This is a genomic window from Streptomyces sp. NPDC015532 (genome assembly GCF_043078065.1).
Classification (GTDB): domain Bacteria; phylum Actinomycetota; class Actinomycetes; order Streptomycetales; family Streptomycetaceae; genus Streptomyces.
In genome coordinates this window covers 896,736-915,703 of the sequence record NZ_JBIBSY010000002.1, presented here as the reverse complement: position 1 = coordinate 915,703, position 18,968 = coordinate 896,736, and the positions used below count along the sequence as shown (strand labels likewise).

The following is an 18,968-nucleotide window of genomic DNA, read 5'->3' as shown; positions in this document are numbered from 1 at the left end:
GGTGGCGTGCCGCTCGGGCACAGCGGAAATCGGAGAGGAACGTTTGATGGAACAGGGAAGTTGGCGTGCCACCGCGACACGGACGGGGGCCGGTGACCGGGCGGCGGCCGAGGACGGCGTCAGGCTCGCCTACCGACAGGCGGGGCTGGACGAGCCCGAGCGCATCGTCTGGGCGCGGTCACCGCATGAGGCCGTACGCATGCTCATGGGCACGGCGCCCGTCGACGGCGCGGTCCTCGGGGACACCGGCCCCGGCGTCCGCGGTGCCGTCGTCGCGCTGCCCTGGGCGGCGGAACGCGCGCGAGCGCACGAGCGGCTGGGCCCCGAGGGCTGGAGCGGACACTGGCGGGCCACGGGGGCGGTCCTGTGGGAGTCGGCCCGTACCCTGGCCGACCGGGTGCGCGCGGGCATCGTCGAGGACCTCGCCGCCGACCGGGACGAGGAGAGCCGGGTGCGGTTGCTGCTCCTGGACGCGACCCTGGGCCAGCACGACGCGGCCTGGCTGTGCGCCTTCGACCCCGACGGAACGAGCGCCCTGGCCGGGATCGCGGCGGTGGCGCGCGAGGCCGGCTGGTGGTGGCCGTACGAGAAGGTGGCGGTCATCAGCGAGCGGCCGCTGAGTCTGCACCGCGACGAGGCCGGACGCCTGGACCGGGGAGACGGGCCGGCTCTGCGCTACGCGGACGGCTTCGAACTCTTCGCGTGGCGGGGGATGCCGGTCCCACGGGAATTCCTCGACGAACTCACCGCGCTCACGCCCGAGCGGATACGCGGCGAGGAGAACGCCGAACTGCGCCGGGTCATGCTGGAGCACTACGGCTACGACCGGTATTTGGACGAGTCGGGGGCCGTTCCCGTCCACCGCGACGAGACGGGGGTGCTGTGGCGGGTCGAACTGGTGGGGGACGAGGACGTGGTCATGGTCGAGGTCGTCAACTCCACACCCGAGCCCGACGGTACGAGCCGTACGTACTGGCTGCGTGTCCCGCCGACGACGCGTACGGCTCGTGAGGGCGTGGCGTGGACGTTCGGCCTCGCCGCGGAGGCGTACGAACCGTCCCGGCAGACGTGAGGCCGAACGGCGCTCCCTCGGCGGCGCGGCGCGGCTCAGGGACGCTGCCCCCAGGCCGTCATCATGCCGGGTCCGAGTTCGGCGAGCCGGGGTGAGGCCAGGTAGGCCACCGCCTCGTCGATGACGGCGGAGTCCACGTGTCCGGTTTCCTCGAGGGCGGGCCGCATCCGGTTCCACGTCTCGGACCAGAAGCGGGCCAGCGGGCCGCCCGCCACCAGCGGTGGGCAGAGCAGTTCGCCGGCGACGTTCTGGAGCCCTTCCTCTCTCAGGAAGTGCGGATACGCCGGGATGTCCGACGTGTCGGTGCCGATGGTCGAGCGCAGCGCCTGCCACATGGCATCCATGGTCCGCCGGTAGGCCGACGAGGTGTCCAGGGGGTTCGGCACGTCCACGGCATCGCCCAGCACCAGCCAGCCGCCCGGGTTCAGCCATCGTGCCAGTCGTGAGACGAGCCGGCGGCGTTCCGGCAGGTGCATGAGAACGAACCTCGCGTGGATGAGGTCGAAGCTGCCCAGGTCGAGGCCCTCGTCCCGGAGATCAGCGGTGACCACCCGTACCCGCGGACCCGTGAGGGAGTCCAGGCCGCCGGTGTCCCGGTCCAGCGCGACCACCTCGGCGGCTCCCGCCTCCTCCAGCATCCATCGGACCACGGTTCCGGTCCCGGCTCCCACCTCCAGGCAGCGGCCCCCCTGCCCCGCGCCCAGCGCGCGCAGGCGGCCTGTGGTGACAGGGTCGTAGACCAGCGCCGCCGCGTCGATGCGCTCGGCCTCCTGCGGGTGCTCCGGCTCGAAGAGATCTTCTCCGTAGTGGCCGCCGGAGGCCGGGGAGCCGGTCATGACCGGCTCCCCGGCCTCGGTTCCGCGGTGGGTCTCCTGCCTGTCCGCACCATGAGAACCTCGTAGCGTCGAAGAACGATTTACAGCCAGAGTGGCAGCTTTCGGTCGCCTCGGCAGAACGTCACACACAGGATCCGCCGACCTTTGTAGCGGCTGTGACCCTTGAAACCCACCTGTAACGCTCATAGCATGATCGAACTCACGACGATTGCCCTGATCGTCCGTCCTTCACTAGAAGAACACGCTGTCTAGCGCGAAGGGTGAGCTACATGACCAATACCTAACAAATCGGCCAAACAGTTGATATCTATAGCATCCCGAGTAATTTCACGAATAAAGAACATAACTGAATTCGATGAGCAGCGTCGGCCACGGGTGATTCTGTGGGCCGTCGCGGGCGCGGTGACCCTCGGCTTCCTCGTCGCGATGGAGATCATCGCGCGCCATTACGGAATGCCGGGACCGATCACCAACCAGGCCAGGGAAGTGATATTCACTCCCACCTCAGGACCACTGCTGTACGCCGGTCTGGCATTGATGATGGTCGTCCTCTCCTGGCGGGAAAGGTTCATCGCGCTGGGAATCGCGGCCGGCATCGACGTCGTCTTCTTCCTGGTGCGCTGGGTGATCGACGCCAAGATGATGTTCGGCAACGGCGCATTGTGGGTGATTCTCGGTTACGCGTTCATCGCCGTCACGCGCCGCACGGGCAAGGAACGCCTCCTGCTCCTGAAAGGCGTCGGACTCGGCCTGCTCCTGGTTGCCGGTCACAAGACGGGCGACACCTGGCTGATGATCACGTCGGAGACCCGTCCGTCCGTCCTCGACCCGTACGTGGCCACGGCCGACCACGCGCTGGGCAACCCGTCCTGGGTGATGGGCCGGATCGTCGAGGCCACCGGACCGGTCGGCTACCACGCGCTCCATCTCGTCTACGGCCAGCTCCCGCTCGCCGCGGCCGTCTTCGCGCTCTACCAGCTCCGCAACGTGGCGACGGAGCGCCGCTTTCCCGGCCATCATCTGGTGCGCACCTTCCTGGCCGTCGGCCTGGTCGGGCCCGCCATCTACATGATCTTCCCTGTGGTCGGGCCGGTCTTCGCCTACGGCGCAGAAGGCGGGCAATGGGCGACGGCCAACCTGTGGCCGCACACGCCACTGCCGATCGGCGCCCCGCACCCGGTCCCGTTCGACGAGATCACCCCACGCAACTGCATGCCCAGCCTTCACACGGCCTGGGCCACCACGCTCTTCATCCACACCCGTGAGGGCTCGCGGCTCCTGCGCTACGCGGGCACGTTCTGGCTGATCGGCACGCTCACGGCGACACTCGGATTCGGGTACCACTACGGCGCGGATCTCGTCGCCGGCGTGGTGTTCGCGCTCACGATCGAGGCCGCCATGCGCTCGTTCGACCGAGGCTGGGAACGGGCGGGGACCACGCTGGTGGTCTACGGCTCGACGGTTTTCGCCGTGCTTCTGGTGTCGTACCGCTATCTGTCGGTCGATATGGCCAGACATCCCTTGGTGTTCGGACCGGCACTCCTTCTGGCGATGGCCTCGGTGATCTACGGATATCTGCGGACCACCAGAATGTGGAATCCGCGGACCGCGCCCGTGCAGCAACCGGAACCGCAACTCGTGCAGGTATGACCGCTTCCCGCCGCCCCGGGCGGGAGCCGGTGTTCCGGCCGCGCCCGGGGAGAGCGGATTTGCCCTGGAGCGCACTCGAAGGTGTTGGGTTGCATGAGTGGCACCGCGGAGACGTGGTGACCGAGCGGACGACACGTTCCACGAGGAGCACTCCATGACACAGAAGATCTGGTTCATCACCGGCGCCTCCCGCGGCTTCGGGCGGGAGTGGGCGATCGCCGCGCTGGAGCGCGGCGACTCGGTGGCCGCGACGGCGCGCGACCTGTCCACGCTGGGCGATCTTCGGGAGACCTACGGAGAGCGGCTGCTGCCGCTTCAGCTCGACGTGACGGACCGCGAGGCCGATTTCGCCGCCGTGCGACTGGCGCACGAGCGGTTCGGACGGCTCGACGTGGTCGTCAACAACGCCGGCTACGGACACTTCGGGATGATCGAGGAAATCACCGAAGCCGAGGCTCGCGCGCAGCTGGAGACCAACCTCTTCGGTGCCCTGTGGGTCACCCAGGCGGCACTGCCGTTCCTGCGCGAGCAGGGAAGCGGCCACATTCTGCAGGTCTCCTCCATCGGGGGGATCAGCGCCTTCCCGCTGGTCGGCATCTACCACGCCTCGAAATGGGCTCTTGAGGGAATGACCCAGGCGCTGGCGCAGGAAGTGGCGGCGTTCGGCGTCAAGGTCACACTCATCGAGCCCGGCGGGTTCGCCACCGACTGGGCCGGCTCCTCGTCGAGCACGTCCGAGCAGCTCCCCGCGTACGCCGAGTTCCACAAGGAAGTGCAGGAACAGCGGCGCAAGCGCGTCGGCACCCCGGGCGACCCCCGCGCGTCCGCCGCGGCCGTGCTGGAGATCGTGGACGCGGACGAGCCACCGCTGCGCTGCTTCTTCGGCGCGGCGCCGCTGGGTATCGCGAGGGCGGACTACGAGCAGCGCCTGGCGACCTGGGAGAAGTGGCAGCCGGTGGCGGAGCTGGCCCAGGGCTGAGCGCCGCCCGTGAGCGACTTCGCTCGGCCCCTGACCCACCGGCGCGCCGGTGGGTCAGGCGCGGTGGCTCTGGTAGTAGCCGCCGACCAGCTCGTGGTAGTCGACGTCGCCGACATGCTTGGCCCTGTCGAAGTCGGGGGATTCCCTGATCTGCTCCTGGGTGAGCGCGACGTAGATCTTCCGCTCGGTCCGGTCGACCCGCTTCACGGTCCCGGCGGGCAGCAGGACATGCCTTCCGAAGATCCACACGCCGATGTCGACCACGAGATACGAGGAGCCGACGTCGTCCGCGTGCTTGTCGACCTTGCCGATGGCGCCGTCGAGGGCCTCGACCTTGTACCCGATCAGATCCGTGCCGGAGACGTGTCCGGCGGCCGGGTGATAGCCCCAGATGCTGTCAGTCATGAACGGCTCCCTCATCCAGAATCCGCGCTCCTCCGCGGCGGAACCGGGGAGTCGCGCAGGCTCAATCCACGGTAGACGAAGCCCGCGCGGGACGGCGGACGCGGCCTGCCGGACGTCCCGCGTCCGGGCCCGGGTACGGTTCGCGCCGTGGACATGAACGGGTGGCAGTCGGGGCACCAGGTCGCCTACGGCTGCGGGGCGTGGGAACGCGCCCGTCACCAGGCACGCCTGTTGGTCGCCTGGTACGACGAGCGCGATCACGGCCTCGGGACACCGGGGCCCCGGCGGTTCTCCGCGGATCCCGGTCCTCGGGTGAAGTGGCCGTGGGGGAGCGCCCGGCACGACACGCTCGGTCTGCTGCTGTGGCGAGCGGCCTACGACCCGGGGATCCTGGTCGACCAGGTCCTCCTGCCCGACGCCCTGCGCCACTGCGCCGAGGGAGCCGAGCCCTTGGACGCCGGACCCGTGCCCGAGGCTGCCCGCAGCGCCGGGATCGGAGTCGGCAGCGCGGCATCGGTGGCCGGAATCAGACACGTACTACAGGCGCACGTCGAGGCCGACCTTCCACGGCCGCGCCCCGCCGGGGCGCGACTGACGCTCGGCTATCGCGTCCGGGAGTCGCGGGCCACGCCGGACTGGGATCTCGGCGACTGGCCGACGGCTCTCACGCGGGCCCGCCAGGCCATGGGCCGGGCCGACGATCTGCGGGAGCGGGGGACATGGAAGCCCACCGACGATGAGCGGTCCGCCGGCGCACGCATCGGCCGTGGCCTGGAACGGCCGGCCCCCTCGCCCGCCGCCTCCGGGCACCCGGCACCGAGGTGGCTGGAGCGGGCGTCACGCCTGACCGCCACAGCCGACACGCTGACCGCCACGGCCGCCACACTGCTCGGCGCCGGGCGGGACCACGCGAGGCAGGACGATGCCGGGCGGGACGACGCGAGCCCCCTGGCGGCGGTCCTCGGCACCACGGCCGACGCGTGCGCCAGGCTGAGGGCCGACACCGAGGAGATCGGGCGGCTCCGGGCGGCCGAGGAGCCGTGTGCGCCCTCGGACCGGGCGGCCTGGGAGCGGGCCTGGGAACTGTCCCACGTACCGGGCGCGCTGCTGGAGCAGACCGAGGAAACGGAAGACCTGGTGCGGGCGCTGGCCGTCTTTCTGTGGATCCTGGCCGTTCGCTGACCGAGAAGCACTCCGGGCCGCCCAGGCGAGTGGGCCGCCCGGCGTCAGTAGAAGTCGCCCCGCTGCTGCGCGGGGTTGACGGTGTCACGCCGCTGCTGCAACCGTCGGGCTGCCCTTGAGGCCGATATCTCCCGCAGGTGCGCCTGGCTCTGCAGCGTCATCATCGACCCCAGGGCGTGGCGTTCGGTCATGGGGTTGTCCACACAGGACTGGTACATCACGGCGGCTCGCTCGTTGTCCTGGTAGAGCGTGCGGTAGATCTCGGCGGCGCGGTACTGGGCGTAGGGGTGGTTGCGTGCGGCGGCCGCGAGGAAGCATTCCAGGGCGTGTTCCGCCGGGGTCCGGCTGACCGGGATCAGCCGCTCCAGGTAGAAGTCGCCCAGGACGAGCATCGCTTCGGGTTCGCCCAGTTCGGCCGAGGAGCGATACCAGCGGGCCGCATCGTCCAGCGACTCGACGATGCCCGCCTGAGGGCAGCCGTGGTGGTAGAGCGAGGCGAGGTAGAAGGCCGCTCGCGGTGAACCGCTGCTGTGCCGCAGCCGTGGCACCGCGCTCGCGTACCGCCCCTGCGTGTAGTCGATGTGCCCCAGCAGTTCGATCGCGGCGCTGTGTCCGGTGGACGCCGCGGTTTCCAGGAAGTAGACCTCCGCACCGGGGTGCTGCCCGCTGTTCCAGCAGTGCAGGCCGATCCGGTAGTACTCCTCGGCACTGGTCGGCTCGTGCCCGTCCACGGTGAAGTTGGTCCCCTGCCACTGCACCATGTCGCAGCCTTTCGCGTCGTCGCTGCCCCGGCGGACACGTGCGGCTCATCGCTCCGCGGCCTCGCGAGGAGGCCTGGACCGACGACGGGACAACCGGTCGTTCCAGCTGTTCCCGTACGTCGTCCCGGTGCGTCGGGGCTCAACAGATGGTACGGCTCGTCAACCGGCACAATCGTAGGCCTGGTTGTCCGAAGGACCGCCTGCTGTCCGGAGCGGATCGCCAATATGGCCCGATTTCGGCGGCGGCGGCAGCAGCAGCGAGGGCGGAAGCAGGGCGTAGAGGGCAGGGCGTCGATGGCCGGGTCTGTACGGCCTGGGGGACGAGGCGCACCGCCGGCCTCTGTCGATCGCCAGGCTTGCCGGGCCGAGTCCCGTCCCGAAGGCCCCTACTCCACGGCCTGCTCGGTCGGCGCTTCCCGGCGTTCCGGGGGTACGCGTGCGGCCACGGCGTCGAAGAACCGCCACCCGTCGACGTGGCCGGCGTGGCCGAAGTGTCGGCCGTCCGCCAGAGCCTCTTCGATCAGCCCCCGCACGGTCGCGGGCCGGTGGAGATTGAGATATCCGCCGTGCACGCGGCTGACGCCGCCTTCGTGCGCTCCCCAGCCACCGCCGCCCACCACGCGACCGGGACCCGAGCCGAAGACGATGCGGATCACGCCCGGAGTGCCCTCCCGCGCCACCACGAGAACCTCCTGGCACGAGCGTCCGACCGCACTGCCGGGGGCAGAGTCCGCCGCATGGCGATGGCTGACCCACCACCGGTATCGCTCGGAGCCCAAGACCAAGTGCCGATGTCGACGACGTCCCATACCGGCACGTTAGCAACGTGCCCGGCCTCCTCGGCTTCCGCGAGCGCCCGGGGCAGCCGGCCCTCAGAGGGCGGCTGATACGGCGCGCGTGGTGGCGGGGCGCATGCCGCGTCGGTCGGCGAGGAGAGCGAAGGCGACGCCGATGCCGACCCAGACGGTGAGGGTGAGGGCGGGAAGCCCGGCGCCCGAGCCGTCGAAGAAGGCGTTCGAGCGCAGGAGGCTTCCGGAGGCGCCAGGGGGGAGCAACTGTCCCAGGGCGGCCCAGCCGGTGGGGAGCCAGTGGGGTCCGGTGGCCAGGCCGGAGAGCGGGTTGCCCAGGAGCATCATCAGCGCGCCGCCGAGGGCGAAACCGGCCATACCGAGGAGGGCGTGGAGACCCAGGAGGGTGGTGGACAGGGCGGCCGTGCCGAGGATGAGGCCGAGTGCGGTGAGCCAGTAGTTTCCGTCGACCGAGTGGGTGGCGAACTGGAGGACGGCGGCGATGGCGGCACCCGCCACCAGGGAGAACAGGAGGGCTCCCGTGATGCGGGTGCGCAGTCCGCGGTGTCCGGGGAAGACGCTGCCGAGGATGAGGACGGGGAAGATCCCGCCGAAGATCATGGGCAGGAGCGCGGCGGTCAGTCCTGCGCCGCGGGGGTCGTCCTTGGTGAAGGGCACCAGGTCGTGGATGGTGGCCCGGGTGGTGTGCTGTGCGGCGACGCTGTCGCCCAGCGCGGTGAGGGCGCTGGTGGCGGAGGGGCCGCCCGCGGTGGCCGTGTAGACGTCGACATCGTGAGCGGTGACAGCGAGGCCGCCGGCTATGTCCCGGTCCTTGACCGCGGTCTGGAGCGCGGCGGTCGTCGGGTAGAGGCGGACGTCCCATGCGTCGCCGTCGGCGCTCTGCCGGAGGGCCTTCGTGGTCTCTTCCGGGCCGACGACGCCGACGGGGACGCGGCGCGGGCCGCTGTGGAGCGAGGGCAGCGCGAAGGCGCACAGCATGGTGGTGATCATTGCTGCCAGGCCGAGGACGACCAGGGTCAGCTTGCGTCCCGTGGTGGGCTGGGTGGGGTTCGACATCGTGGGTCCTTCATTTGCTTCGGAGCGCGAAGAGGGCCGCGCCCTTGGTCGACCGGGCCGTGGGAGGAGGGCCGTACGGTCCTGCGAGCCGGATGCGGCGGGCGCGGACGGGCGCCCCGGCGCCCCGGCGTCCGGGCGTGCCCGCCGGACGCCGGGGCGGCCCCGGCGTCCGGCCGGGGAGCTCAGGCGCGTCCGGCCGGGGAGCTCAGGCGCGTCCGGCCGGGGAGGTCAGGCGCGGGAGGCCGCGGCGGCGACGATCCAGTTCCTGAACTCGACGGCGTAGTGCCGCAGGTGGTGGTCCAGGACCTCGTCCGGGCATGTGACGGGGAAGTAGACCGTCAGGTTCGCGGTGAAGCCGTCGGCGGTGTCGCCGAACTGGATCAGCGCCCGTCCGACGACGGTGCCGTCGGCCAGGAACAGGTTCGAGGACATCTTGCGCGGAAAATCCGACTCCGGGAGGAGCTCGTCCGCGTCCGCGGCCCAGGCCAGAGCGTCCGTTCCCCAGCCGCCCATGTAGAAGTCGGCGACGTGGGGGCCGATGTTCTCCACCACGCGCGCTCCGATGGAGTCGGTGCCCATCACGTAGTGCTCGGGGTGCGCCGCGAGGAGTGCGCTCTCGTCACCCGCGAACGCCTTGTCCATCCAGGCGAGGAAGGCGCCCGAGGCGAGGCCCTTCGTCGCGAGCACGGTGGTGCCCGCCTTGAAACTGCCGCCGGAGGTGCGGGCGCTCTCGCGAAGGAAGGCGTTGCCTTCCTCGATGTCCGTGGCCAGGAGGTCGAGGAGCCCCTGGCGGCCCAGCAGCGTCCGGAAGCGCTCCAGGGCGCGGCGGGCGTAGAAGAGCTCGAAGTCGTCGATGCTCCCGGCGCCGGTGGGCCCGGCCTCGAGCGTCACGGTGACGGGCGGAAGGGTCTGGTTGTCGGTCACGGTCGAACCTCCGATAGGATGTGAATGTGAATTCACGTTCGCATAATGAGGGTACGCCGAGGAGTGCGCCGGTTGTCAAAGGGACCTGTCGAGAGCGCCGCCGATACCATGCGGGACATGATCGAGGAGCCTGAGCGCCCAGCGTCCTACCGGGAGCCCCGGCAGGCCCGCAGCGCCGCGACCCTGGCCCGTGTCCTGCGGGCGGCCGAGGAGATCGCCTGCACCTCCGGCCTGGAGGAGATGACGATCGTCGGTGTCGCGGAACGCGCCGGGGTCTCCGTCGGCACGATCTACCGCCGCTTCGAGGACAAGGAACAGCTGATCACCGCCTTGTCCGAGCGGATGCTGGAACGCCGCGAGGAGTACGTGGCCGAGCGGCTGCGTGCGGCCGAGCCGTCGCTCTCCGGCGTCATGGACGCCTACGCGCACGCGCTGCTGGAGTCCTTCGCCGAGAGCAGCAGCCTCTTCCCCGAACTGCTGCGCACGCGGGGGACCAGGTCACTGGACCGAGGGGCCCGCACCATCACGGAACTTCACCGTCTCCTGCTCGAAGCGGCAGCCCCGTACGCCGACCAGATCCGCCGCTCCCAGCCGCGGACGGCGCTCGACACCGCGGCCCGCGCCATCCTGGGCGCCTGCTTCCACAACTCCGTGCGCCCCGACGCCGTCACCGACGAAGCGGACAGGCGCCGGTACGCCGATGAGCTCAGCGACATGGCGGTCGCCTACCTTTTCACTCCCGACCGGCGCCGCGGCGCCGACGCCTGAGCCGAACGCGCTGCCGCACGGTTCTCACGCCACGGACGTCGAGTTCAGCGCCGGCCGCCGTGGCGAGGCTCCACGCACTCGGCGAACGGCGGGTCGAACGCCTGCCCCTCGTCATCGGTCACGACGTGGTCCGGTTCGCTCTGCGAGGCGGCGGCCCGCGACCGGATGAGAGGTCGGTGACAGGCGCGACACCCGGCGACAGAGCCGCGGCCACCTGGGCGGCTTCGTGGCAGGAACACGCCCCGCCGGCGATCACCTCCAGCGGAGGACCTGAGGCAAGCCTCAAGCCCCTGCGGAGCGCGCTCCCCGGACGGGGCGTCGCACCGCGCGACATCCAGTACGCGGTGTTCGGCCCTGACCTCTGGCAGGCGGACCTCGACCGACGAGCCCGCCGCGCCGCCACGGACACCCGGGCCTGCCGTACGGGCTTCGCCGCTGAACGGCCGTGCGCGGTAAGGGTGTTAGCTTCTCCCTCGTGGCAGAACACCAGGACCGGACCAGGACGGCCTACGACGGGGTCGTCGAGCTCTACGCGTCGTTGTTCGCCGATCGGCTGGAGACACGGCCGTTCACGCGGGCCATGCTCGGCACCTTCGCCGAGCTCGTGCGCGAGACGGGAAACCTGCGGGCAGCCGACGTCGGGTGTGGTCCCGGACATCTGACGGCCATGCTGCACGACTTGGGTCTGGACGCCTTCGGGCTCGACCTGTCCCCGGCCATGGTCGACCACGCCCGGACGTCCCATCCCTCCCTGCGGTTCGACCAGGCGCGGATGGAGGCTCTGCCGGTCGAGGACCGTGCGCTCGGCGGGGTGCTGGCCCACTACTCGATGATCCACACCCCGCCCGAGGAGTTGCCCGCCCTGCTGGCCGAGCAGGTGCGGGTCCTGGCGCCCGGGGGCCTGCTCCTGGTGTCGTTCTTCGCCACCGAGGGCGCCGAGCCCGTCCGCTTCGATCACAAGGTGACGCCCGCCTACAGCTGGCCGGCCGACCGGTTCGCCGCGCTGCTGGCCGGGGCCGGGCTCGTCACGGTCGCTCGGCTTCTCCATGACCCGGCCTCCGAACGGGGTTACCTCGACGCCCACTTGATGGCCCGCCGCCCCTAAAGGGTGTTGCACAAGGTCCCTCTCGGGCAGGTCGGAGTGGTGCTTGACCTGGTGTTTCACCCGGCGAGGGCGAGGTTGTGCATGGTGGCGACGGCCTGGACGGCGTGGTGGAGGCCGTCGCCCTTCTGACGGCAGTCGCGGAGGATCTTCCAGTTCTTCATGCGGGCGAAGGTGTGCTCGACGCGGGCCCTCACCCGTCGGTGTTCGGCGTTGTCCTCCTCCTGCCCGCGCAAAAGGGGCCGTCCGGCCCTTTTGCGGTGCGGGACGATCAGCCCGGTGCCCAGGTAGGCGCCGTCCGCGAGCACCGTCACTCCGGCCGCCGCCACCGGCAGATCCGACTCGCGCCAGACGTGGGCGTCGGCCTTGTTGCCCGGCGCGGGCCGGGCCGAGGCGATGACCAGGCGCGTGTCGGCGTCGATGATGACCTGCACGTTCGCCGAGAACCGGTAGTTGCGGCTCGAGGCGCCGATCTTGCGGTCACGGACCGGGATCAGGGTGCCGTCCACGATCCACAGGCGTTCGATGTCCGCCGTCGGCCGTGGCGCGGGCTGCAGGGCAAGCAGCGGGCCAAGCCGCTGGACGACCCGGCAGACCGTCGCCGAGGAGATGCCGAACAGCGGGGCGAGCTGGCGCATCGTGAGGTTGGTGCGGTAGTAGACGGCCACCAGCAGCACCCGGTCCGCCAGCGGCAGACACCAGGGCCGACCGCCGCCAGGCCCGTTCCCGCCCCGCTCCCGCACCACCTTCACCAGCCTCACGAACCGGTCCATCCGCAGCCCGGTGAACGTCTCCACCCACAACGGATCAGCCCTCAACACCCCACCCATACAGGAGAAATGCCCTGATCATGGGCTTGTGCAACACCCTTTAGGCCGTGTCCGCAAAGTCGCGCCTGCCCGGCGACGCCTGGCACGCTCCCCCAAGCTCTTCGAGCAGGGGGCACCCCCACTCGCCGCACCGGGCGAAGACCCAAGTACGTCCAGTACGAGGGCCTGCGCCCGGCACGCCGAGAGCACGCTCCCCCGAGCTCTCGGCTTCGCTCGAGCAGGGGGGACCCCCATGACGCCGCCGGACCCGCCCTCCGGGCGAACGACGCGACTTTGCGGACACGACCTAGGGCGACCCGACCCGGCGACCGCGTCCTCCCACGCGATGGACCGCCCGTCCGGCCGCCTGTGAGTTACCTCACCCGCCATTCTCGGCGGCCGGAGGTGAACTGCCTGGCCAGCGGCACGTAACTCCCCTCGGGTGGAAGCCTGTTGGCCGGATGCGTCAGTGATCTGTCATTGCAGTCAGTCGGAGATCCGATACAGGCTGTGACCGTGTCAGAGCGACGTGTTGTTGTGGTGGTGTACGCGGGCGCCATGGCGCTGGACATCACCGGCCCGATTGAAGTGTTCGATATCGCCAACAGGCTCCTCGACCCGGGAGCCGCCCCCTATCGGATCGAGCTGGTCTCCGCCGACGCGCCACTGGTGCGCACGAGTTCAGGAGTGGTCCTGGGAGCCCAGCCGCTGGAGACGGGAGAGGGACCCGTCGACACGCTCCTCGTACCAGGTGGGTGGAGTGTCGGCGAGGCCCTGCGGGATCAGGCGCTGGTCTCGTGGATCGGCGCCGCCGCGGCCCGGTCGCGCAGGATCGCCTCCGTCTGTGGCGGATCCTTTCTGCTGGCCGAGGCCGGCCTGTTGGACGGCAGACGCGCCACCACGCACTGGGCGTACAGCGAGGCGATGGCCTGCCGCTATCCGGCGGTGACCGTGGACGCCGAGCCGATCTTCGTCTGGGACGGTCCCTTCGTCACCTCGGCGGGCGTGTCGACCGGGATCGACATGGCGCTGGCGCTCGTGGAGGCCGATCACGGAGCGGCACTCGCCTTGGAGACGGCACGGTTCCTGGTGCTCTTCCTCAAGCGGCACGGAGGCCAGTCCCAGTTCAGCGCGATGCTGGACGCCCAGTTGGCCGACCATCCGCCGATCCGGACGGCGCAGGAGTGGATTCTGGAGAACCTCCACAACCCGTTACCCGTGGCCGAGATGGCCGAGCGGGCCAACATGAGTCCGCGCAACTTCGCCCGGGTCTTCCGGCGTGAGGTGGGCACGACTCCCGGCCAGTACGTCCAGCGCACCCGGATAGCCCGCGCCCGCGAGCTGCTGGAGACCACCGATCTGCCGATCGGTCAGATAGCCGGCCGCTGTGGATTCGGCGCCCCCGAGACCTTCTTCCGCTCCTTCGGGCGAACCCTGGGAGTCACCCCGAAGGAGTACCGGCACCGCTTTCAGGTCATCACGCCGTCCGGCCTCGTCGACCGGCACCACGAGAGGGAGGGGAGCCCCGTATGACCACCGCGGCGGACGGACCCGAAGCCGGGACGGTACGGATGGCCGACTACCTGGCCGGCGAGCTCGCCAGGGCCGGAGTCACCCACATGTTCGGTGTCGGCGGCGCGAACATCGAGGACCTGTACGACGCCGTGCACCGAGGCGGAACCGTCCGCGGTGTGGTCGCCAAGCACGAGTTCTCGGCCGTCACCATGGCCGATGCCTACGCCCGAACCACCAGGCGCCTGGGGGTTGTCGCCGCCACCTCGGGCGGTGGCGCGATGAACCTGGTACCGGGCCTCGCGGAGGCGTACGTCTCCCGGGTGCCGCTGCTCGCCCTCGTGGGCCAGCCGCCGACGGCCCAGGAGGGCCAAGGCGCGTTCCAGGACACCAGCGGCAAGGGGGACTCCTTCGACGCGAGCGAGGTCTTCACCCCGATCTCCCGGTTCTGCGCGTGGGTCGAGGACGCGGACTCGCTCGTAGACCTGTTGCCGCGCGCGATGGCGGCGGCGCGGACCGAGCCGCGCGGTCCGGCGGTGCTGCTGCTGCCCAAGGACGTGCAACAGGCCCGGATCCGTCCGCCCGGCCATGGTCCGGCCCCGACAGGGGCCATGCCGGCCGGGGCGGCGGCGACAGGGACCGTACCGACAGCGGCCGGGCCTCCGGAGAGCGCGCTTTCACGGAGCGACACAGGCATACCGGCCCCGACCGCCCCGACCGCCCCGACCGCCCCGACCGCCCCGACCGCCCCGACCGGCCCGACCGCCCTCCCCGTACCGCCGACGCCGACGGCATCGGGGGCGCCGCTCGACCAGGCCACCCTCGCCGAGGTGTCGGACATCCTTCGCGGCGCGGACACCGTCCTCGTCATCGCCGGCGAGGGTGTCGCCGCGGCGGACGCCCGGGCGGAACTGTCCCGGCTGGCCCGGAACCTCGGGGCGTGGGTCGCGGTCACCCCGGACGCCAAGGACGTCTTCGACAACCGTGATCCACGGTTCGCGGGCGTGGCCGGGGTGATGGGCCACGCCAACGTCGAACACTGTCTGCGGCGGGCCGACGTGTGCCTGCTGGTCGGCACCCGGCTGCCGCTCCTGGCGCGCGGGGGCCTGGAGCGGGCGCTGGCCGCCACCGCAGTCGTATGCCTGGACTCCGAAAGGCCGTTCGTGGCGGGCACGGCGCTGGTCGGGGACGTGCGGGACGCGCTGCGCGCCGTGACCGGGCGGATCGCGTCAGGCCCGCGGGCCTGCCCCGGGCACTCCGGCCCCGTCCCCAGCCCCGTGGCGGGCCAGGACGCTCCGGCCGTTCCCGGGCGGATCGTCCGTTACCCCCAGGCCTTCGCCGCGGTGGAGGCCGCGCTGCCCGAGGACGCGCACGTCTTCGTGGACGCCGGCAACACCGGTGCCAGCGCGGTTCACCTCCTCCCGGCTCCGCGCCACGGCCGTTTCGTGGTGGCGCTCGGCATGGGAGGCATGGGCTACACCTTCGGCGCGGGCATCGGCGCCGCGCTCGCCACCGGGCGACGCACCTACGTCCTCGCCGGTGACGGGGCCTTCTTCATGCACGGGGCGGAAGTGCACACCGCCGTGGAGCACCGCGCACCCGTCACCTTCGTCATCTTCAACAACAACGCCCACGCCATGTGCGCGCTGCGCGAGGAGTTCCTCCAGGGCGGCGTCCGCGACGACGACGTGTTCGGCCGGACCGACATCGCCGCCGGGGTGGCCGCCGCCTTCCCCTCCCTCGACGTCACCGGCGCCGAGAACGCGGCGCAGTTGCGCGCGGCGCTGCTGCGCGGCAACACGGGCGCCGGCCCGGCGTTCGTGGCGCTGGACTGCGACCCGAGGGAGATCCCCCCGTTCCTGCCCTTCCAGCCCTTCGCCGAAGCCAACGGCAGTGCCGGCCGTGCCGGACACGAAGACCACAAGGAGAATGCGGATGAGCGACGAGTCGTCCACGCCGGCTGACATCCCGGGCCTGATGCGGATCGAGAACCCGGGCAAGGACGAACTGACCGCCCACTGCGTGGAACTCACCCACGCCGTCTACCCCCACCATCAGGTCTACGGGCAGTACTGCACCATCCACGAGTACGTCGACTGCCCGCCGGAACTGACCTACGACTACCTCAGCCAGGGTCACCACCTGGAGGAGTGGACCTGCAGCCTGCGGGACTTCGCTCCCTCCGGCACGCCCGGACTGTGGGTCGGCCGCGACCGGCTGGAGGACGACACCAGGATCTACTGCAAGGTGGTCGCCAACCCCGAGGCCATGACCGTGGATTACCACTGCTCCTGGGACCAGGGCGACAAGCTGTGGATGATCTACCTGATGCGCGTCGTCCCGGCCCCGCTCGTGCTCGACAGGCCGGGGTCGCTGATCACCTGGACCAACTGCCGTCATCCCTACTACGACACGAACCCGCACCCCGGTCTGGCACCCCACCCCGGCCGGCCCTGGGTGGGCGACTACTGGGACCTGTTCTACGCGGGGCACACCGTGGAGATGAACAACCTCAAGGCGATCCTGGAACACCGCCACCGCAACGGTCAGCCGGTCAGCGTGAGCCCGGCGAGGGAGGTGGCCCGGTGACCACGGTCAGTCTCACCGACGTGGCGGGCTACCTTCCGGGCGATCCGGTCCCCGCGCGGTTCTACACCGAGTACCCGGGAGCGGAGGACAAGCTCCGCGGCCACCCCATGTTCAAGGTCCCGCGGTCACGGCACCACGTCGCCGCGGACGAGACCAACACGGACATGATCGAACGCGCCGTACAGCCCCTCATCGAACGGCACGGCAGGGAGGAGATCCGGGGCGTCGACGTCCTGCTGGTGCACAGTCAGCTGCCGGATCTGCCGTTCGTCGGCGCGGGCACCGACGTGGCACGCCGGCTGGGCCTGAACCCGGAGTGGCTCGTCGATGTGGCCAACGCGGGCTGCGCCTCCTTCGTGTACATGTTGAAGCTGGCCCGGCAGATCCTCACCACCACCGACGCGCGGACCGCACTGATCTGCAACGCGCAGAGCGCCGCCGGCCAGTGGTTCACCCAGTCCGAGGTACGCCGGCTCGCGCAGGCCGCCATCCCGGGCGACGGCTGCGGGGTGGGATGGGTGACGACGTCGGCGGGCGCCCCGGTCCTGGACGTGGAGACCCGTCATATCGGCGCTCACGCCGGCGACATGACCTTGGCCGTCGACGACGGCCGCAAGTACTGGGAGCCGGGGGAGTCCCAGCTGCGGATCGGGTTCACCGACGCCAGCGTCGCCAAGGTTCTGGCACGCGGGAACCGTCTGGTCCCGGAGGTGATCACGGACCTGTGCCGACGGCTCGGGGTGGCGACCGCGGACATCGACGCCCTCGTCACCAATCAGCCGAACCGCACCTTCCTGCGCAACTGGAGGGAGGCGCTGCAACTGCCCGCCGAACGGCACCTGAACACCTTCGACCAGTGCGGCAACCTCTTCGGAGCGGCCATCCCGGTCACCTTGGACCAGGCGATCGCCTCGGGCCGGGTCAAGGACGGCGACCTCGTGGTGCTGGGCGGATTCGCCCACGCCGGCGACTTCGCGGGGGCCGCCGCCGTGCGCTGGTCCGGCGGGCGGGGGTGACGTCCCGGCCGGTGACCGGGGACTGCCGGGCGGCGGCGGACATCTGCCCGTCGTACGAGGTGATCAGCCGCCGATGACGCCGTCAGCGTGACGTTCGGCCGCGAACGCAACCGATGGGGCCCTCACGGAGATCTGGGCAAGTGACGCACAACACATCGGTGAGGAGACAGAGATGACCCCCTGGAGCAGTGAGAGCCTCGGTTCCTGCGCGTTCGCCGACCCCTATGCCGTACACCCCCGTGAGACCACCGTGCCGGCTCAGGCGCAGCCCCGCGACGACGGCGACTTCCTTCTGCCGCCCCCCAACCCCGCCCACCGTCTCGGCTTCACCCTCGACCCGCGGGACCAGCGGCGCCTGGCCCTGCACGCGACCCTCACCGCCGCCGGCATTCCCCCCATGCCCGAGGACCGTGCGGTCATCGACCAGATCAGCGCGCTTCCGGAGGACGTCAACGAGGTCCTTCAGCGGTGGCTGCACCACGCCCTGTGACACCGGTCAGGACGGCGTCGTGGTCCCGGGCGGGTACTTCCGGCAGCGGAGACGGTCGGAGATCATGAACCATGGGCCTCGACGACTGGTACTTCACCGAAGACATCGACGACTTTCTCGCCGGAGCGGGAGACTTCCTGTGCTCGCGCCCCGTCCTGCACAACACGCCCCTGACAACGCTCGCGAAAATGCGGGCGCAGGGCGCGGGCGCACCCGGCGCGGGAGCCACCGTCTTCGGCCGACTGGAGTCGGGGGGCGAGGTCCGGGCCATCCTGTACCGCACCGCGCGCGGCCGTCTGACCGTGACGGAGCTCGCCCCCGAGCAGGCCGACACCCTCGTCCCGCGGCTGACCGGCCTCGGGCACCACATTTCAGGCGTCATCGCGGACCAGGACACCGCCAGCGCTCTCGCGGAGGCGTGGCGGCGGCACAGGGGTGGCGCGGCGCCGGTACGCGACTGGTGGGGCCGTCTGTACCGGCTCGGCACGCTCACCCCGCCGGAGCCGCTGCCGGCGGGCCGGGGCCGGCCGGCGGGCGAGCCGGAGCACGAGCAGGTGATCCGCTGGTGCCGTGCGTTCGCCGCGGACGTCGGGGAGACCGTGTCCATAACCGCCGAGTCCTGGGCCGGCACCCGCTTCGCCGAGAAGCGTTACACCTTCTGGGAGACCCCGGACGGCACGCCCGTCTCCATGGCGGGCGCGAACCCGCTGGTCGGCGGCCAGGTCCGGGTCGATCCGGTCTACACCCCGGCGGTCCTGCGGGGGCGCGGTTACGCGGCCGCCGTGACGGTCGAGGTGAGCAGGGCCGCGCTGGCCGCGGGCGCGAAGGAGGTCGTGCTGTACACGAACCCGGCCAACGAGACCAGCAACGCCCTCTACCGACGCCTCGGATACGTCCCGGTCACCGACTTCACCGGCTACGCGTTCCCCGCCTGACGCCTGACGCCTGACGCCTGACGCCTGACGCCTGACGCCTGACGCCTGACGCCTGACGCCTGACGCCTGCCCG

Annotated in this window: 19 protein-coding genes; 12 read left to right on the top strand and 7 right to left on the bottom strand. The window is 71.0% G+C overall.

What is annotated here, in order from left to right; translation table 11 throughout:
* Window positions 1-43 precede the first annotated feature (43 nt).
* Complete coding sequence (locus tag ACF07B_RS10735) at window positions 44-1,072, top strand: DUF6745 domain-containing protein (protein WP_392178627.1); 1,029 nt, start codon at window positions 44-46, stop codon at window positions 1,070-1,072.
* Window positions 1,073-1,107: 35 nt separating this feature from the next.
* Here the strand turns inward: ACF07B_RS10735 and ACF07B_RS10730 are convergent, their stop codons facing one another.
* Complete coding sequence (locus ACF07B_RS10730) at window positions 1,108-1,908, bottom strand: methyltransferase domain-containing protein (RefSeq protein ID WP_392178626.1); 801 nt, start codon at window positions 1,906-1,908, stop codon at window positions 1,108-1,110.
* 378 nt (window positions 1,909-2,286) lie between these two features.
* On the opposite strand from ACF07B_RS10730, the gene ACF07B_RS10725 reads away from it, so the two are divergent.
* Both ACF07B_RS10725 and ACF07B_RS10720 read left to right on the top strand, forming a co-directional pair.
* Window positions 2,287-3,558, top strand: a complete 1,272-nt coding sequence (locus ACF07B_RS10725; RefSeq protein ID WP_392178759.1) for a phosphatase PAP2 family protein — start codon at window positions 2,287-2,289, stop codon at window positions 3,556-3,558.
* Between the two features lie 154 nt (window positions 3,559-3,712).
* Window positions 3,713-4,537, top strand: coding sequence for an SDR family oxidoreductase (locus tag ACF07B_RS10720; RefSeq protein WP_362396161.1), 825 nt, complete (start codon window positions 3,713-3,715; stop codon window positions 4,535-4,537).
* 54 nt (window positions 4,538-4,591) lie between these two features.
* Here ACF07B_RS10720 and ACF07B_RS10715 read toward each other — a convergent pair whose 3' ends face one another.
* Complete coding sequence (locus ACF07B_RS10715) at window positions 4,592-4,942, bottom strand: PRC-barrel domain containing protein (protein ID WP_392178625.1); 351 nt, start codon at window positions 4,940-4,942, stop codon at window positions 4,592-4,594.
* Window positions 4,943-5,089: 147 nt separating this feature from the next.
* Here ACF07B_RS10715 and ACF07B_RS10710 point away from each other — a divergent pair, with 147 nt between their 5' ends.
* Window positions 5,090-6,124, top strand: a complete 1,035-nt coding sequence (locus ACF07B_RS10710; RefSeq protein ID WP_392178624.1) for a hypothetical protein — start codon at window positions 5,090-5,092, stop codon at window positions 6,122-6,124.
* A 44-nt stretch (window positions 6,125-6,168) separates the two neighbouring features.
* On the opposite strand, the gene ACF07B_RS10705 is transcribed toward ACF07B_RS10710, so the two are convergent.
* From ACF07B_RS10705 to ACF07B_RS10690, 4 genes are all read right to left on the bottom strand, one after another.
* Window positions 6,169-6,885: a tetratricopeptide repeat protein gene (locus tag ACF07B_RS10705; RefSeq protein ID WP_392178623.1), complete on the bottom strand. Its 717-nt coding sequence runs from the start codon at window positions 6,883-6,885 to the stop codon at window positions 6,169-6,171.
* 386 nt (window positions 6,886-7,271) lie between these two features.
* Window positions 7,272-7,568, bottom strand: coding sequence for a hypothetical protein (locus tag ACF07B_RS10700; RefSeq protein ID WP_392178622.1), 297 nt, complete (start codon window positions 7,566-7,568; stop codon window positions 7,272-7,274).
* Between the two features lie 189 nt (window positions 7,569-7,757).
* Window positions 7,758-8,750 (bottom strand): hypothetical protein, encoded by a 993-nt coding sequence (locus ACF07B_RS10695; RefSeq protein ID WP_392178621.1) that lies wholly within the window; start codon window positions 8,748-8,750, stop codon window positions 7,758-7,760.
* 228 nt (window positions 8,751-8,978) lie between these two features.
* Entirely contained in the window at window positions 8,979-9,674 is a 696-nt protein-coding gene (locus ACF07B_RS10690; RefSeq protein WP_392178620.1) for a hypothetical protein, read from the bottom strand.
* A gap of 117 nt (window positions 9,675-9,791) precedes the next feature.
* Here ACF07B_RS10690 and ACF07B_RS10685 point away from each other — a divergent pair, with 117 nt between their 5' ends.
* Together ACF07B_RS10685 and ACF07B_RS10680 are read left to right on the top strand one after the other, a co-directional pair.
* Window positions 9,792-10,442: a TetR/AcrR family transcriptional regulator gene (locus ACF07B_RS10685; RefSeq protein WP_392178619.1), complete on the top strand. Its 651-nt coding sequence runs from the start codon at window positions 9,792-9,794 to the stop codon at window positions 10,440-10,442.
* A gap of 475 nt (window positions 10,443-10,917) precedes the next feature.
* Window positions 10,918-11,547, top strand: coding sequence for a class I SAM-dependent methyltransferase (locus ACF07B_RS10680; RefSeq protein ID WP_392178618.1), 630 nt, complete (start codon window positions 10,918-10,920; stop codon window positions 11,545-11,547).
* Window positions 11,548-11,603: 56 nt separating this feature from the next.
* On the opposite strand, the gene ACF07B_RS10675 is transcribed toward ACF07B_RS10680, so the two are convergent.
* Window positions 11,604-12,374, bottom strand: coding sequence for a transposase (locus ACF07B_RS10675; protein WP_392178617.1), 771 nt, complete (start codon window positions 12,372-12,374; stop codon window positions 11,604-11,606).
* 495 nt (window positions 12,375-12,869) lie between these two features.
* Here ACF07B_RS10675 and ACF07B_RS10670 point away from each other — a divergent pair, with 495 nt between their 5' ends.
* From ACF07B_RS10670 to ACF07B_RS10645, 6 genes are all read left to right on the top strand, one after another.
* Window positions 12,870-13,886: a GlxA family transcriptional regulator gene (locus ACF07B_RS10670; RefSeq protein ID WP_392178616.1), complete on the top strand. Its 1,017-nt coding sequence runs from the start codon at window positions 12,870-12,872 to the stop codon at window positions 13,884-13,886.
* Window positions 13,883-15,829: a thiamine pyrophosphate-binding protein gene (locus ACF07B_RS10665; protein ID WP_392178615.1), complete on the top strand. Its 1,947-nt coding sequence runs from the start codon at window positions 13,883-13,885 to the stop codon at window positions 15,827-15,829. The genes ACF07B_RS10670 and ACF07B_RS10665 overlap by 4 nt, the downstream gene beginning before the upstream one ends.
* Window positions 15,801-16,454: an SRPBCC family protein gene (locus ACF07B_RS10660; RefSeq protein ID WP_392178614.1), complete on the top strand. Its 654-nt coding sequence runs from the start codon at window positions 15,801-15,803 to the stop codon at window positions 16,452-16,454. The genes ACF07B_RS10665 and ACF07B_RS10660 overlap by 29 nt, the downstream gene beginning before the upstream one ends.
* Window positions 16,451-17,470, top strand: coding sequence for a 3-oxoacyl-ACP synthase III family protein (locus ACF07B_RS10655; protein ID WP_392178613.1), 1,020 nt, complete (start codon window positions 16,451-16,453; stop codon window positions 17,468-17,470). Before ACF07B_RS10660 ends, ACF07B_RS10655 begins: the two co-directional genes overlap by 4 nt.
* A 172-nt stretch (window positions 17,471-17,642) precedes the next feature.
* Entirely contained in the window at window positions 17,643-17,960 is a 318-nt protein-coding gene (locus ACF07B_RS10650; protein WP_392178612.1) for a hypothetical protein, read from the top strand.
* A gap of 71 nt (window positions 17,961-18,031) precedes the next feature.
* Window positions 18,032-18,895, top strand: a complete 864-nt coding sequence (locus tag ACF07B_RS10645; RefSeq protein WP_392178611.1) for a GNAT family N-acetyltransferase — start codon at window positions 18,032-18,034, stop codon at window positions 18,893-18,895.
* The last annotated feature ends 73 nt before the right edge of the window (window positions 18,896-18,968 follow it).

Bases quoted from the DNA above. Each gene is read 5' to 3' on its own strand.
- ACF07B_RS10730 (WP_392178626.1), bottom strand. From the start codon at position 1,908: ATGACCGGCTCCCCGGCCTCCGGCGGCCACTACGGAGAAGATCTCTTC.
- ACF07B_RS10720 (WP_362396161.1), top strand. From the start codon at position 3,713: ATGACACAGAAGATCTGGTTCATCACCGGCGCCTCCCGCGGCTTCGGG.
- ACF07B_RS10715 (WP_392178625.1), bottom strand. From the start codon at position 4,942: ATGACTGACAGCATCTGGGGCTATCACCCGGCCGCCGGACACGTCTCC.
- ACF07B_RS10705 (WP_392178623.1), bottom strand. From the start codon at position 6,885: ATGGTGCAGTGGCAGGGGACCAACTTCACCGTGGACGGGCACGAGCCG.
- ACF07B_RS10695 (WP_392178621.1), bottom strand. From the start codon at position 8,750: ATGTCGAACCCCACCCAGCCCACCACGGGACGCAAGCTGACCCTGGTC.
- ACF07B_RS10685 (WP_392178619.1), top strand. From the start codon at position 9,792: ATGATCGAGGAGCCTGAGCGCCCAGCGTCCTACCGGGAGCCCCGGCAG.
- ACF07B_RS10675 (WP_392178617.1), bottom strand. From the start codon at position 12,374: ATGGGTGGGGTGTTGAGGGCTGATCCGTTGTGGGTGGAGACGTTCACC.
- ACF07B_RS10665 (WP_392178615.1), top strand. From the start codon at position 13,883: ATGACCACCGCGGCGGACGGACCCGAAGCCGGGACGGTACGGATGGCC.
- ACF07B_RS10660 (WP_392178614.1), top strand. From the start codon at position 15,801: ATGAGCGACGAGTCGTCCACGCCGGCTGACATCCCGGGCCTGATGCGG.
- ACF07B_RS10650 (WP_392178612.1), top strand. From the start codon at position 17,643: ATGACCCCCTGGAGCAGTGAGAGCCTCGGTTCCTGCGCGTTCGCCGAC.
- ACF07B_RS10645 (WP_392178611.1), top strand. From the start codon at position 18,032: ATGGGCCTCGACGACTGGTACTTCACCGAAGACATCGACGACTTTCTC.